Annotated in this window: 14 protein-coding genes; 11 read left to right on the forward strand and 3 right to left on the reverse strand. The window is 38.4% G+C overall.

Annotation, left to right across the window (positions count from 1 at the left end):
- The first annotated feature begins 126 nt into the window (after positions 1 to 126).
- Together rpe and K6J66_RS02330 are read left to right on the forward strand one after the other, a co-directional pair.
- Positions 127 to 801, forward strand: a complete 675-nt coding sequence (gene rpe, locus K6J66_RS02325) for a ribulose-phosphate 3-epimerase (RefSeq protein ID WP_005657929.1) — start codon at positions 127 to 129, stop codon at positions 799 to 801.
- Positions 802 to 846: 45 nt separating this feature from the next.
- A complete protein-coding gene (locus tag K6J66_RS02330; RefSeq protein WP_038439466.1) occupies positions 847 to 1,521 on the forward strand; it encodes a phosphoglycolate phosphatase in 675 nt (224 codons plus the stop codon).
- Between the two features lie 64 nt (positions 1,522 to 1,585).
- Here the strand turns inward: K6J66_RS02330 and asnA are convergent, their stop codons facing one another.
- Entirely contained in the window at positions 1,586 to 2,578 is a 993-nt protein-coding gene (gene asnA / locus K6J66_RS02335; RefSeq protein WP_005664417.1) for an aspartate--ammonia ligase, read from the reverse strand.
- A 153-nt stretch (positions 2,579 to 2,731) separates the two neighbouring features.
- Here asnA and asnC point away from each other — a divergent pair, with 153 nt between their 5' ends.
- Positions 2,732 to 3,184 carry a transcriptional regulator AsnC gene (gene asnC / locus K6J66_RS02340; protein WP_005649540.1) on the forward strand — a complete coding sequence of 151 codons (453 nt, stop codon included), beginning with the start codon at positions 2,732 to 2,734 and terminating at the stop codon, positions 3,182 to 3,184.
- 25 nt (positions 3,185 to 3,209) lie between these two features.
- On the opposite strand, the gene hslR is transcribed toward asnC, so the two are convergent.
- Positions 3,210 to 3,605, reverse strand: a complete 396-nt coding sequence (gene hslR, locus K6J66_RS02345) for a ribosome-associated heat shock protein Hsp15 (RefSeq protein ID WP_005654696.1) — start codon at positions 3,603 to 3,605, stop codon at positions 3,210 to 3,212.
- 228 nt (positions 3,606 to 3,833) lie between these two features.
- On the opposite strand from hslR, the gene K6J66_RS02350 reads away from it, so the two are divergent.
- The 8 genes from K6J66_RS02350 (at position 3,834) to gnd (ending at position 11,921) form a co-directional block, all read left to right on the forward strand.
- Positions 3,834 to 5,822 (forward strand): OPT family oligopeptide transporter, encoded by a 1,989-nt coding sequence (locus K6J66_RS02350; protein WP_038439464.1) that lies wholly within the window; start codon positions 3,834 to 3,836, stop codon positions 5,820 to 5,822.
- A 52-nt stretch (positions 5,823 to 5,874) separates the two neighbouring features.
- Positions 5,875 to 6,291 carry a hypothetical protein gene (locus tag K6J66_RS02355; protein WP_038439463.1) on the forward strand — a complete coding sequence of 139 codons (417 nt, stop codon included), beginning with the start codon at positions 5,875 to 5,877 and terminating at the stop codon, positions 6,289 to 6,291.
- A 4-nt stretch (positions 6,292 to 6,295) separates the two neighbouring features.
- Entirely contained in the window at positions 6,296 to 7,105 is an 810-nt protein-coding gene (gene cysQ, locus K6J66_RS02360) for a 3'(2'),5'-bisphosphate nucleotidase CysQ (protein ID WP_038439462.1), read from the forward strand.
- A 74-nt stretch (positions 7,106 to 7,179) separates the two neighbouring features.
- Entirely contained in the window at positions 7,180 to 8,664 is a 1,485-nt protein-coding gene (gene zwf, locus K6J66_RS02365) for a glucose-6-phosphate dehydrogenase (protein ID WP_110442580.1), read from the forward strand.
- An 84-nt stretch (positions 8,665 to 8,748) separates the two neighbouring features.
- Positions 8,749 to 9,447, forward strand: a complete 699-nt coding sequence (gene pgl, locus K6J66_RS02370; protein WP_038439459.1) for a 6-phosphogluconolactonase — start codon at positions 8,749 to 8,751, stop codon at positions 9,445 to 9,447.
- Positions 9,448 to 9,525: 78 nt separating this feature from the next.
- Positions 9,526 to 9,747: a DUF1304 family protein gene (locus K6J66_RS02375; RefSeq protein ID WP_225732511.1), complete on the forward strand. Its 222-nt coding sequence runs from the start codon at positions 9,526 to 9,528 to the stop codon at positions 9,745 to 9,747.
- Positions 9,748 to 9,807: 60 nt separating this feature from the next.
- On the forward strand, positions 9,808 to 10,335 hold the full coding sequence (locus tag K6J66_RS02380; RefSeq protein WP_038439457.1) for a transposase: 528 nt from the start codon (positions 9,808 to 9,810) through the stop codon (positions 10,333 to 10,335).
- Between the two features lie 131 nt (positions 10,336 to 10,466).
- On the forward strand, positions 10,467 to 11,921 hold the full coding sequence (gene gnd, locus K6J66_RS02385) for a decarboxylating NADP(+)-dependent phosphogluconate dehydrogenase (RefSeq protein WP_038439456.1): 1,455 nt from the start codon (positions 10,467 to 10,469) through the stop codon (positions 11,919 to 11,921).
- Between the two features lie 125 nt (positions 11,922 to 12,046).
- Here the strand turns inward: gnd and K6J66_RS02390 are convergent, their stop codons facing one another.
- On the reverse strand, positions 12,047 to 12,670 hold the full coding sequence (locus tag K6J66_RS02390; RefSeq protein ID WP_038439455.1) for a glucose-6-phosphate 1-dehydrogenase family protein: 624 nt from the start codon (positions 12,668 to 12,670) through the stop codon (positions 12,047 to 12,049).
- Positions 12,671 to 12,672: the final 2 nt, after the last annotated feature.

Below are 12,672 nucleotides of genomic sequence, written 5' to 3' on the forward strand. Positions count from 1 at the left end.
ATGACTGAAAGGGCATTTAGATGCCCTTTCTTTGTTTATCTTGTTATTTCATATAAGGATTACTATTGGTTTTTTGAACTTAAGTGAGTAAACTAAATGCACTCATTTTCTCAAGGGAGAACCTTTATGAAACCTTATCTTATCGCCCCATCAATTCTTTCTGCCGATCTTGCGCGTCTTGGCGATGACGTACAAAACGTACTTAATGCAGGCGCGGATGTTATTCATTTTGATGTTATGGATAATCATTATGTACCTAATCTCACTTTTGGGCCTGCGGTATGTCAAGCTTTACGCGATTATGGCATTACCGCACCGATAGATGTGCATTTAATGGTAAAACCGATCGATCGCATTATTCCCGATTTTGCTAAAGCAGGTGCGAACTACATCACTTTTCACCCAGAATCTAGCGAACATATTGACCGCTCTTTGCAGCTTATTCGCGATTGTGGTTGTAAATCTGGATTAGTTTTTAATCCTGCGACGCCGTTGAGCTATTTAGATTATGTTTTGGATAAAGTGGATGTGGTTTTATTAATGTCAGTTAATCCCGGATTTGGCGGACAATCTTTTATTCCAGCAACATTGAAGAAATTACAACAGGCTCGTAAGATCATTGATGAAAGTGGTTATGACATTCGTCTTGAAGTAGATGGTGGTGTGAAGGTTGATAATATTGCAGAAATCGCCGCGGCAGGTGCTGATATGTTTGTGGCAGGTTCCGCAATTTTTGGTAAGCCAGATTATAAACAAGTTATTGACCAAATACGTACACAGTTAGCAAGTGTTAGCGCATAACCGTTATTTTAATAAAATACGATCGTAATAGAACAGAGAAAAACAATGAATACACAATTTAAACTTATTGGCTTTGATTTAGATGGCACCTTGGTAAATAGCCTGCCTGATTTAGCGTTATCGGTAAATTCTGCCTTGGCTGAATTTGATTTACCGAAAGCGCCAGAAGAATTAGTTTTAACTTGGATCGGTAATGGCGCGCCTGTATTAATTGCTCGAGCGTTAGATTGGGCGAAAAAACAAACAGGAAAAGTGCTAACTGAAACAGAGGTTAAGCAAGTAATAGAACGTTTTAATTTTTATTATGGCGAGAATTTATGTAATGTCAGCCGCTTGTATCCAAATGTAAAAGAAACTTTAGAAACCTTGAAAGAAAAAGGCTATGTCCTAGCAGTTGTTACGAATAAACCGACAAAGCACGTTCAACCTGTGTTGGCAGCATTTGGCATTGATCATTTATTTAGTGAAATGTTGGGCGGTCAATCCTTGCCTGCCATTAAGCCACATCCAGCTCCACTTTATTATTTATGCGGAAAATTTGGTTTTGAACCACGCCAAGTGCTTTTCGTGGGCGATTCTAAAAATGATATTATCGCAGGTCACGCTGCGGGCTGTGCAGTTGTTGGTTTAACTTACGGCTACAATTACAATATCCCTATCCGTGAATCCAATCCAGATTGGGTGTTTGATGATTTTGCCCAGCTATTAAGTATTCTTTAAGTTTTCCATCTAATAAAAAGTGCGGTTAATTTTTACCGCACTTTTGTTATCTACTTAATTGATTTTAAAGAATGTTTGAAAATTCTTCTAACATTTCTTTTGGCCATACGCTTGATTGCACTTCACCGATATGTTTTTTACGAAGTAAAAGCATCGCTAAGCGAGATTGACCGATACCACCGCCGATAGTTAATGGCAATTTCCCGTTTAATAAATCTTGGTGCCAATCCATTTTTAAACGGTCTTCATCGCCTGTTAAGCCAACTTGTAAACGTAATGCACTTTCATCTACGCGGATACCCATTGAGGATAGTTCAAAGGCTTTGCCTAATTGGTCGTTCCATACCAAAATGTCGCCATTTAAGCCTTTGTAGCCATTTTCAGATTCTGTTGTCCAGTCATCATAGTCAGGCGCACGACCATCATGAGGTTTGCCATCTGAAAGTTTGCCACCAATCCCGATTAAGAATACTGCACCGTATTCTTTACAAATTGCGTTTTCACGCTCTTTACTGCTTAAATCTGGATAGCGTTTTACTAAATCTTCGCTATGCACAAAGGTAATCTGTTTTGGAAGAATGGAAGGAATATCAAAACGTGCTTCTACGGCTAATTCCGTTAAACGAATAGCACGATAAATAGCGTTTACCGTTTCTTTTAAGTATGCAAAATTACGACGACCTTCAGGAATCACTTTTTCCCAGTCCCATTGATCTACATAAACAGAGTGCGTTGGATCAAGAGAATCTTCATCGGGACGCAATGCTTTCATATGAACAAACAAGCCTTCGTCTTCTTTAAAGTTGAAACGAGCTAATGTATGGCGTTTCCATTTCGCAAGAGAATGCACAACTTCAAATACGGCATTTGGAATGCATTTCACATTAACCTGTACGGCTTTTTCAATGCCTGATAAGTTATCTTGCATTCCGTTACCCACTTGGCTCAAAATTGGGCCTTGCACTTCAATAATGCCAAGTTGCTCAATAAGATTTTGGGTAAAAGTGTTCTTCACAAAGCTGATTTCTTGTTGTTGTAAAATAAATGTCTTTTTCATTTTGATAACCTTTTTTAACGAGGAGTAATATTTTTGAGTATTATTCAGTAAATAATGATTTTATTTCAAGTATTTTATTTACTTTCTTTTCTTGGTTGAATATCATCTAATTCATTGTGAAAAAATTAAATAAAATCTAAAGGAGGAAGTTTTATGCACAACATTGATAGTTTAGATCAAAAAATATTACGTGTACTCACTAAAGATGCGAGAACACCATACGCAGAAATGGCTAAAAATTTTGGTGTTAGTCCAGGAACGATTCACGTTCGGGTCGAAAAAATGCGTCAATCGGGCATTATTAAAGGCACAAAAGTAATTATTGATGAACGTAAATTAGGCTATGATGTATGTTGTTTTATCGGCATTATTCTAAAAAGTGCAAAAGATTATGAAAAAGTGATCAAAAAGCTAGAAAGTTTTGATGAAGTAGTCGAGGCCTATTATACAACGGGCAATTACTCGATTTTCTTAAAGGTGATGACACACACAATTGCAGAATTACATTCCGTTTTGGCGACCAAGATTCAGTTAATTGATGAAATTCAATCCACTGAAACCTTGATTTCAATGCAAAATCCAATTTTGCGAGATATTAAACCTTAAGAACATAGAAAGTGCGGTGAAATTTTTATTCAAATTTATCTTGGTGTTTAAATTTCAATAAATCTCTCCGCTCTTTTTTATTTGGGCGACGATCAGGATGGGGCATTGAAAGGGAATTATTTTTTCTTGCCCACGCGATTTCTTCTCTTTTTTTCACGCTACTTTCGGTTTCTTGGTAGAGTAATTGTGCTTCTGGCGCACCTCGGCGTTGATCGCTTAAGGCGATAATTTTTATTTCTTTTTCTTCGTTTCCCTGGCGAAGTTTTAACATTGCACCCACTTCCACAATTTTACTTACTTTCGCACGTTGATTGTTGTAATGCACTTTACCACTTTCAATCATCGCTTTAGCAATGCTCCGTGTTTTGTAAAATCGGGCAGCCCACAACCATTTATCTAATCTGACTTCTTTTTCTGCCATTATTTTCTCCTTATTTTGATAAGACAAAATAGTACCACAAAGTATGCTAATGAACTGTTATTAAAAATTTTATTCTTTAATAGGATTTTTATTAAATGAAAAAAAATAAAAACAGGTTAATTTAAACATTTTTCAATAAAACAAATTTTATGTTAAAAAAACTTGAAAAATAGTCAAATTTTTGACAAGGTTGAGCGGTTTTCTTTTTTTAAGCTCAAGGAACAATTTATGCATAACGAAAACTTAAAAGAATTGACCGTTCGAGGAATTATTCTCGGTGCATTGATTACGGTAATTTTCACTGCATCCAATGTGTATCTCGGTCTAAAAGTGGGGGTGACATTTGCGTCATCTATTCCAGCGGCCGTCATTTCTATGGCAGTACTCAAATTTTTCAAAGATTCTAGCATTCTTGAAAATAATATGGTGCAAACTCAAGCATCTTCAGCAGGTACGCTTTCTTCTGTGATCTTCGTCTTACCTGGTTTATTAATGATGGGCTACTGGCAAGATTTTCCATTCTGGCAAACGATGTTGATTTGTGCAGCTGGTGGTACATTGGGCGTGTTATTCACTATTCCATTACGCCGTGCAATGGTGGTAAATAGTAATTTACCTTATCCTGAAGGGGTAGCCGCTGCAGAAATTTTGAAAGCAGGTAATCATGCAGATGGCGATAGCGGCGTGAAAGATATTGCTTACGGTGGTGTTTTAGCAGGATTAGTTGCATTTTTAACTAATGGTTTACGCGTTATGGCTGATGGTGCAAGTGCTTGGATTCAAACAGGAAAAGCGGCGTTCCAATTACCAATGGGCTTTTCACTTGCCTTACTCGGTGCTGGTTATTTAATTGGTATTGTGGGCGGTATTGCGATGTTAATCGGTGTTATTTTGACTTGGGGTGTGGCAGTGCCATATTTCACAATGTCAGAAGATATTGCCGCGGATGCAAGTTTAATTGATTCTGCGATGACTGTTTGGAAAACCAAAGTGCGTTATATTGGTGTGGGTACAATTGGTATTGCTGCGATTTGGACATTGCTGATTTTAATGAAACCAATGATTGAAGGGATGGTTCATTCTTTCCGTATGCTGAAAGGTGGGCAAGAGGCATCAGAACATCGTATTGATATTGACCTTTCTCCAAAAACAATGATTTATATCTTAATTGCGACGGTTGCGTTAATTGTTATTTCATTACATCACTTTATTGCGGCGGCACCAATTTCGCCTGAGCTTTCCATTTTATTAGTGGTAGTTTGTACTTTCTTAGCGGTATTTATCGGCTTCTTTGTGGCAGCTGCTTCTGGTTATATGGCAGGTTTAGTGGGTTCATCTTCAAGCCCAATTTCTGGTATCGGAATTATTTCTGTTATCGTGATTTCATTAGTATTGGTGTCAATCGGTAACGCCTCGGGCTTATTTGAAACTGTAGATGGTCAGAAATTTTTAACCGCACTTACATTGTTTACGGCATCTATCGTAATCACTACAGCTTGTATTTCTAATGATAATCTACAAGATTTAAAAACGGGTTTATTAGTTGAAGCAACACCTTGGCGACAACAAGTTGCATTAATTATCGGCTGCTTTGTCGGTGCACTTGTTATCGCGCCAGTGTTAGAAATCTTGTATCACGCGTATGGTTTCAGCGGTGCGTTACCACGCCCAGATATGGATCCTTCACAAGCCTTATCTGCACCACAAGCAACGTTAATGACCGCCATTTCTCAAGGTATTTTCACAAATAAATTGGAATGGACTTACATCTTAACAGGTGTAGGTTTAGGCGCTGTGTTAATTACGATTGATGCATTTTTGAAAAAAGTCAGCAACAAAGTCTTTAGCTTGCCAGTTATTGCTGTGGGGATTGGTATTTACTTACCACCATCAATTAATACGCCTGTGATTGTCGGGGCATTCTTAGCGTGGATTATGGCACGCCATATTGCAAAACTTGGAAACAAAGAAATGTCAGCTAAAGCAGAACGTTTCGGTACGCTTTTCTCTGCAGGTTTAATTGTAGGCGAAAGTTTAATGGGTGTCATTTTAGCATTTATTATTGCGGCTTCTGTTACCACCGGTGGTTCTGAAGCGCCATTATCCTTAAATCTTGAAAATTGGGATACGATTGGCGAGTGGTTAGGTTTAATCGTATTTATCGTGGGCATTGTGATTTTTGCATCTCGCGTATTACGTGCGAAAAAATCTGATTAATCCTTAAATTTATTTTAGAATAGGTTATCTTCTGGATAACCTATTTTTCACTATGAAATCTTACTTAAAAACACTTATTTTTTTCCCTCTGATTTTACAGGTCATCGTTACCGCACTTTTGATTTGGTTCGATGATGATTCAAGTGGTGTTATCGTTCCTTTTTCTAGCTATGCTCTCACAGCATTTCTTCTCGCCACAATTCCCGCATTTTTAACCGCACTTTTAGCCGCAAAATTCCGTTACACTCGTTATAACATTGCCTCGATTGTATTAGTTTCCTCTATCATTTCATTTGTTTATTGCAATATGGCATCTTATTTTTATTTGTTATTGCTAGGCGAACAAGAAACGTCCTTTTGGGGCTGGTTGACCGAAGGGGGATTATCCCTCGGGTTAATAAGCACATGCGGAATGGTATTTTATGCTCTATTTGTAATGCCTTGGTTATTACCAAAAACAAGAGAATGATTTTATGCTGACGTTAAATGAACATTTACTCAACCAAGTATTGTTGATTGCTTATCAAGCAGGTAAGCATTTGCAACAGTTTTATCAAAAACAGGTTCATGTTGAATTGAAAGAAGACAACACGCCTGTGACGGAAGCGGATCTTTTTGTGAGCCAATTTTTAACAGAAAAATTGACCGCACTTTTCCCTAATGTCCCTGTTCTTTCGGAAGAAAATTGCCATATTTCCTTTGAAGAACGTAAAAATTGGAAAGAATATTGGTTGATTGATCCTCTTGATGGCACACAACAATTTATTAATCGTACCGATCAATTTTCTGTGTTGATTACCTTAGTTCGTAAAAATAAACCAGTGTTAAGCATTATTCATGCACCAATTTTATCGACAACTTATTATGCGATGCGTGATTTCGGCGCGTTTAAAAAACAACTGGATCAGGTAAAAAAACTCACTAAAAACACGATTAATTTTGACCGCCCTTTACGAATTGCGGTAGGTGCAACGACTTCACAAGAAAAAGTGCGGTCGATTTTGCCGAAGGATTTTCCTTGTGAATTTGTTGTGGTTGGTTCAAGTAGCTTAAAAAGCGGTTTGGTGGCTGAAGGCGCAGTAGATTGTTATGTTCGTTTAGGACAAACAGGCGAATGGGATACCGCTGGGGCAGAAGTTCTGCTTGCTGAAACTCACGGTGCCATTTTTGACTCTCATTTTGAGCCTTTAACCTATAACCAGCGTGAAACCTTGATTAATCCGCATTTTGTCATGGTGGGCGATCAATCACTCGATTGGCGTTCTGTCTTTCAATTTAATTGATTGGTTCGATTGGTTTTTTTCTCTAGAATACGGCATTATTTTCGACATTACTCGGAATCTTATAAGGAATAATTATGCAAACAGATAATAACTGTATCGTCATCTTTGGCGCGTCTGGTGACTTAACTCACCGTAAACTCATTCCAGCTCTTTATAATCTCTATAAAATCGGGCGTTTGAGTGAAAACTTTTCCGTTCTTGGTGTTGCACGTTCTGAGTTGAACGATGAAACTTTCCGCGAAAAAATGCGTGAGGCGTTAATCCATAATGAAGAAACAACACCAGAAACCTTAGATGCTTTCTGCTCTCATCTTTATTACCAAGCTGTGAATACATCTGATGCTCAAGATTATGGCAAACTTGTTCCACGTTTAGACGAGCTTCACGATAAATATCAAACCTGTGGTAACACCCTTTACTATATGTCCACTCCGCCAAGTCTTTATGGCGTGATTCCTGAGTGTTTGGCTGCTCATGGTTTAAATACGGAAGAATATGGCTGGAAACGAATTATCGTTGAAAAACCTTTTGGTTATGATGAAAAAACAGCGCAAGCCCTAGACGTACAAATCCACCATTTCTTTGAAGAACACCAAATTTATCGTATTGACCATTATTTAGGTAAAGAAACCGTTCAAAACTTGCTCGTATTACGTTTCTCAAATGGTTGGTTTGAACCGCTTTGGAACCGTAATTTCATTGATTATGTAGAAATTACTGGCGCAGAATCTATCGGCGTGGAAGAGCGCGGTGGCTATTATGATGGTTCTGGCGCAATGCGCGATATGTTCCAAAACCATTTATTGCAAGTATTAGCGATGGTGGCAATGGAGCCGCCTGCGATTATTAATGCGAATTCAATGCGTGATGAAGTAGCAAAAGTGATGCATAGTTTGCGTCCATTAACCGCCGAAGATATGGAGCATAATCTCGTTTTAGGTCAATACACTGCGGCTCAAATTAACGGCAAAATGGAAAATGGCTATTTAGAAGAAAAAGGCGTACCGACAGATTCTCGTACTGAAACCTACATCTCATTGCGTTGTGAAATTGAAAACTGGCGTTGGGCTGGCGTGCCGTTCTATGTTCGTACGGGTAAACGCTTACCAGCTCGTGTGACTGAAGTTGTGATCCATTTTAAAACTACGCCACATCCTGTATTCAGCCAAAATGCACCAGAGAATAAATTGATTATTCGTATTCAACCTGATGAAGCTATTTCAATGCGTTTTGGTTTGAAGAAACCAGGTGCAGGTTTTGAGGCGAAAGAAGTATCAATGGATTTCCGTTATGCAGATTTAGCAGGCACTCAAGTATTAACCGCTTATGAACGTTTATTGTTGGATGCGATGAAAGGCGATGCAACCTTGTTTGCGCGTACTGATGCTGTGCATGCTGCATGGAAATTTGTGCAACCGATTTTAGATTACAAAGCCAATGGTGGCCGTATTCACGAATATGAAGCTGGCACTTGGGGGCCTGTTGCAGCTGATAAATTAATCGCAAAACAAGGCAAAGTGTGGCGTAAACCAAGTGGATTGATGAAGAAAAAAGTTTAACTAATCTAATGTAGGGTGGGCTTTAGCCCACCGATCTTACTATCTAACATAATAAATTGTGGGCTAAAGCCCAACGGAAAATCAATGAACTATATCAGCTTCCCAACTGCTCAACACGCAGTCGATAAGATTGCACAAGAATTTTTGATTTATGGTCAATTAAATCACCCTGTGCATATTTCCCTTTCTGGTGGTTCAACGCCTAAGTTATTATTTAAAACCCTAGCTAAATCACCTTATGCTGAACAAATTAACTGGAAAAATCTGCATTTTTGGTGGGGAGATGATCGTATGGTTCCGCCAACAGATTCAGAAAGCAACTATGGTGAAGTGCAAAAACTTTTATTCGATCATATTCAAATTCCAACGGAAAATATCCATCGAATTCGTGGCGAAAATGAACCGCACTTTGAACTAAAACGCTTCGAAGAAGAATTAAGTGCGGTCATTCCAAACGGTGTTTTTGATTGGATTATTTTAGGCATGGGAACAGACGGTCATACCGCTTCTCTCTTCCCACATCAAACCAATTTTGATGATGAAAACCTAGCTGTCATTGCTAAGCATCCTGAAAGTGGTCAAATTCGCATTTCTAAAACAGCTAAACTCATTGAACAAGCCAAACGCATTACCTATTTGGTAACGGGCGAAAGCAAGGCGGATATTTTAAAAGAAATCCAAACGACTCCTGCAGAAAATCTGCCTTACCCTGCTGCCAAAATTAAAGCAAAAAATGGGGTGACGGAGTGGTACTTAGACAAAGCAGCGGCAAGGCTGCTCTAATGGAAATTTTAGCCCATATTTTAACTGCACTTGTCACCCTTGAACATTTCTACATTCTCTATTTAGAAATGTTCACCATTGAAAGCAAAAGTGGTGTTCGCCAATCAAGGGTTATACAACGGCTTTTTGGCAGCAGGGATTATTTTTGGTTATGCCATCAACCAAATTTCGGTGATTTATTTCTTTTTAGGTTGTGTGATTATCGCCGCAGTTTTTGGGGCGGTTACGACGAAGAATAAGGGGATATTGGTAAAGCAGGGGTTGCCTGTGTTGGCAATAGTTTTGCAAATGGTTGCATAAAATTGATCGCTTGTAGGGGAAAATTACATTTGCCCTATAAAAACAATTACAGCGGAATGTATGACTACGAAATATAATGCAGGTATTCATCATCGAAGATCGATTCGTTTAAAACATTATAATTATCGTTCTGAAGGATTTTATTTCATCACCATTTGTTGTAAAAATAAAGAATGTCTATTTGGGCATATCATTAATCAACAAATGCAATTAAATGATTTAGGGAATTACGTAAAACAGTGTTGGGAAAATATTCCAATGTTCTTTCCACAAGTACGAATTGATGAATTTGTTATTATGCCAAATCATTTACACGGTATTATTGAAATTATTGAACAGGTAAAGGGCAAATGTAATTTGCCCCTACAATCGAGAGCAACACAGTTGCCACAAAAGGGAACATCTCAAACAATTGGCTCAATAGTTCGTGGATTTAAAGCAGGTGTAACATCTTGGGCAAGAAAAAATAGTGAAATTTTTGATGTTTGGCAGCGAAATTATTATGAACATATTATTCGTGATGAAAAATCCTATTTGCAGATTTATGAATATATTCAAAATAATCCTATTTTATGGGAACAAGATTAATTATATGTAGATTAAAAGGGCGAATGTAATTCCCTCCTACAATTTATCTACATCATAGACAAAACATGTAGGGGCTAATTATATTAGCCCTCATCATAAACAAAGATTTAGTAATCCAACAGGAGAAAACAATGTCAGTAAAAGGCGACATCGGTGTTATCGGCTTAGCCGTAATGGGGCAAAACCTCATTTTAAATATGAACGACCACGGGTTTAAAGTCGTGGCATATAACCGTACCACTTCAAAAGTGGATGAGTTTTTACAAGGTGCGGCAAAAGGCACGAATATTATCGGTGCATACTCTTTAGAAGATTTAGCTGCTAAATTAGAAAAACCACGTAAAGTGATGTTAATGGTGCGCGCGGGTGATGTGGTGGATCAATTCATTGATGCGTTACTACCGCACTTAGAAGAAGGCGACATCATTATTGATGGTGGTAACTCAAACTATCCAGATACGAACCGTCGAGTGAAAGCCTTGGCGGAGAAAGGTATTCGCTTTATCGGTTCGGGTGTGTCTGGTGGCGAAGAAGGGGCGCGTCACGGGCCTTCAATTATGCCGGGCGGTAATCAAGAAGCGTGGCAGTATGTGAAACCTATTTTCCAAGCAATCTCAGCTAAAACAGAACAAGGCGAACCTTGTTGTGACTGGGTCGGCGGCGAAGGTGCTGGTCATTTTGTGAAAATGGTTCACAATGGTATTGAATATGGCGATATGCAGTTAATTTGCGAAGCATACCAATTCTTAAAAGAAGGTTTAGGCTTAAGCTATGAAGAAATGCAAGCCATCTTCGCAGAATGGAAAAATACTGAACTTGATAGCTATTTAATCGATATCACCACTGACATTCTTGGCTATAAAGATGCAAGTGGAGAACCTTTAGTCGAAAAAATCTTGGATACTGCAGGTCAAAAAGGGACAGGTAAATGGACAGGTATCAATGCGTTAGATTTTGGTATTCCATTAACTTTAATCACTGAATCCGTTTTTGCACGCTGCGTGTCTTCCTTTAAAGATCAACGTGTTGCGGCTAATCAATTATTCGGCAAAACTATTACACCAGTTGAAGGCGACAAAAAAGTATGGATTGAAGCGGTACGTAAAGCATTATTAGCGTCAAAAATTATTTCTTACGCACAAGGCTTTATGCTGATTCGTGAAGCCTCTGAACAATTTGGTTGGGATATTAACTATGGTGCAACTGCGTTGTTATGGCGTGAAGGTTGTATCATTCGTAGCCGTTTCTTAGGTAATATTCGCGATGCTTATGAAGCAAATCCAAATCTTGTTTTCTTAGGTTCAGATAGCTACTTCAAAGGCATTTTAGAAAACGCATTAAGTGACTGGCGTAAAGTGGTGGCAAAATCTATCGAAGTGGGTATCCCAATGCCTTGTATGGCGTCTGCGATTACTTTCTTAGATGGCTATACTTCAGCACGTTTACCAGCAAACTTATTGCAAGCACAACGCGACTACTTCGGTGCTCATACTTATGAACGCACAGATAAACCTCGTGGCGAGTTTTTCCACACCAACTGGACTGGTCGTGGCGGTAACACAGCATCAACTACTTATGATGTGTAGTTAAAAACATCAATAAGAATTACCGCACTTTAAACTATTGCTATAAATTTGGATAGTTTATTAATTTGCTGAAATATTGGGCTCTGCATAATGTAGAGCTCAATTATTTATACTAAGGGTATACTTTATTGATGGCAGCGATCGTAAAGCGGTTGTAATTGTTGAATGGTGTGTGTAATAAATAAAACGGGATCTATTTGATTTAATTCGGCTTTTTCAATACTTTTTCCTATGCACCAAAAATCCTCATCTGAACGTAAGATCAGATTTTTTTCAGAAATGACCTTCACTTGGCGAAAATCATCATATTCACTTTCATCCTCTCGCCAAATCTCAAAATCAGCAAATTGTTTGAAATCAAATTGATCAAGCCACTGATTATATTGTTGCACATTAATTTGTGAGCGATCTGCACGATAGCAATGCCAATCTAAACACACTCTTAGTCGGCGACGATTTAATAGCACAGAAAAGATTGCGGCAGAATTTTGGTTAAACTCGTATTTAAAATAAGCGAAGAAATGAGCCCGCACTTGCCAACCATTGGTCCAGCTTTCAATATGCGGTTTCGCAAAAGGCGTACCGAGTTGTGCTGAAACAGATTGAATTATCGCTTTCCAATTATCCCAATGTAATTTGTAATCCGCTTTAATCGCTGGAATATCTTCTGGGCAGAATTTTTTTATTTGGGCGAATTGGTAGAAAGGAATGTTGAACAGTTCGCAAGATTCAGTCGTAAGCGAGAGCATAG

Origin of the sequence: Haemophilus influenzae, assembly GCF_019703545.1 — a bacterium.
In the GTDB taxonomy this organism is placed as follows: domain Bacteria; phylum Pseudomonadota; class Gammaproteobacteria; order Enterobacterales; family Pasteurellaceae; genus Haemophilus; species Haemophilus influenzae_E.

What these genes read in the sequence shown, in the direction of transcription:
- K6J66_RS02380 (WP_038439457.1), top strand. Translation starts at nt 9,808, where the DNA reads ATGACTACGAAATATAATGCAGGTATTCATCATCGAAGATCGATTCGT.
- K6J66_RS02390 (WP_038439455.1), bottom strand. Translation starts at nt 12,670, where the DNA reads ATGCTCTCGCTTACGACTGAATCTTGCGAACTGTTCAACATTCCTTTC.
- K6J66_RS02355 (WP_038439463.1), top strand. Translation starts at nt 5,875, where the DNA reads ATGAAATCTTACTTAAAAACACTTATTTTTTTCCCTCTGATTTTACAG.
- pgl (WP_038439459.1), top strand. Translation starts at nt 8,749, where the DNA reads ATGAACTATATCAGCTTCCCAACTGCTCAACACGCAGTCGATAAGATT.
- K6J66_RS02350 (WP_038439464.1), top strand. Translation starts at nt 3,834, where the DNA reads ATGCATAACGAAAACTTAAAAGAATTGACCGTTCGAGGAATTATTCTC.
- asnC (WP_005649540.1), top strand. Translation starts at nt 2,732, where the DNA reads ATGCACAACATTGATAGTTTAGATCAAAAAATATTACGTGTACTCACT.
- asnA (WP_005664417.1), bottom strand. Translation starts at nt 2,578, where the DNA reads ATGAAAAAGACATTTATTTTACAACAACAAGAAATCAGCTTTGTGAAG.
- zwf (WP_110442580.1), top strand. Translation starts at nt 7,180, where the DNA reads ATGCAAACAGATAATAACTGTATCGTCATCTTTGGCGCGTCTGGTGAC.
- cysQ (WP_038439462.1), top strand. Translation starts at nt 6,296, where the DNA reads ATGCTGACGTTAAATGAACATTTACTCAACCAAGTATTGTTGATTGCT.
- gnd (WP_038439456.1), top strand. Translation starts at nt 10,467, where the DNA reads ATGTCAGTAAAAGGCGACATCGGTGTTATCGGCTTAGCCGTAATGGGG.
- hslR (WP_005654696.1), bottom strand. Translation starts at nt 3,605, where the DNA reads ATGGCAGAAAAAGAAGTCAGATTAGATAAATGGTTGTGGGCTGCCCGA.
- rpe (WP_005657929.1), top strand. Translation starts at nt 127, where the DNA reads ATGAAACCTTATCTTATCGCCCCATCAATTCTTTCTGCCGATCTTGCG.
- K6J66_RS02330 (WP_038439466.1), top strand. Translation starts at nt 847, where the DNA reads ATGAATACACAATTTAAACTTATTGGCTTTGATTTAGATGGCACCTTG.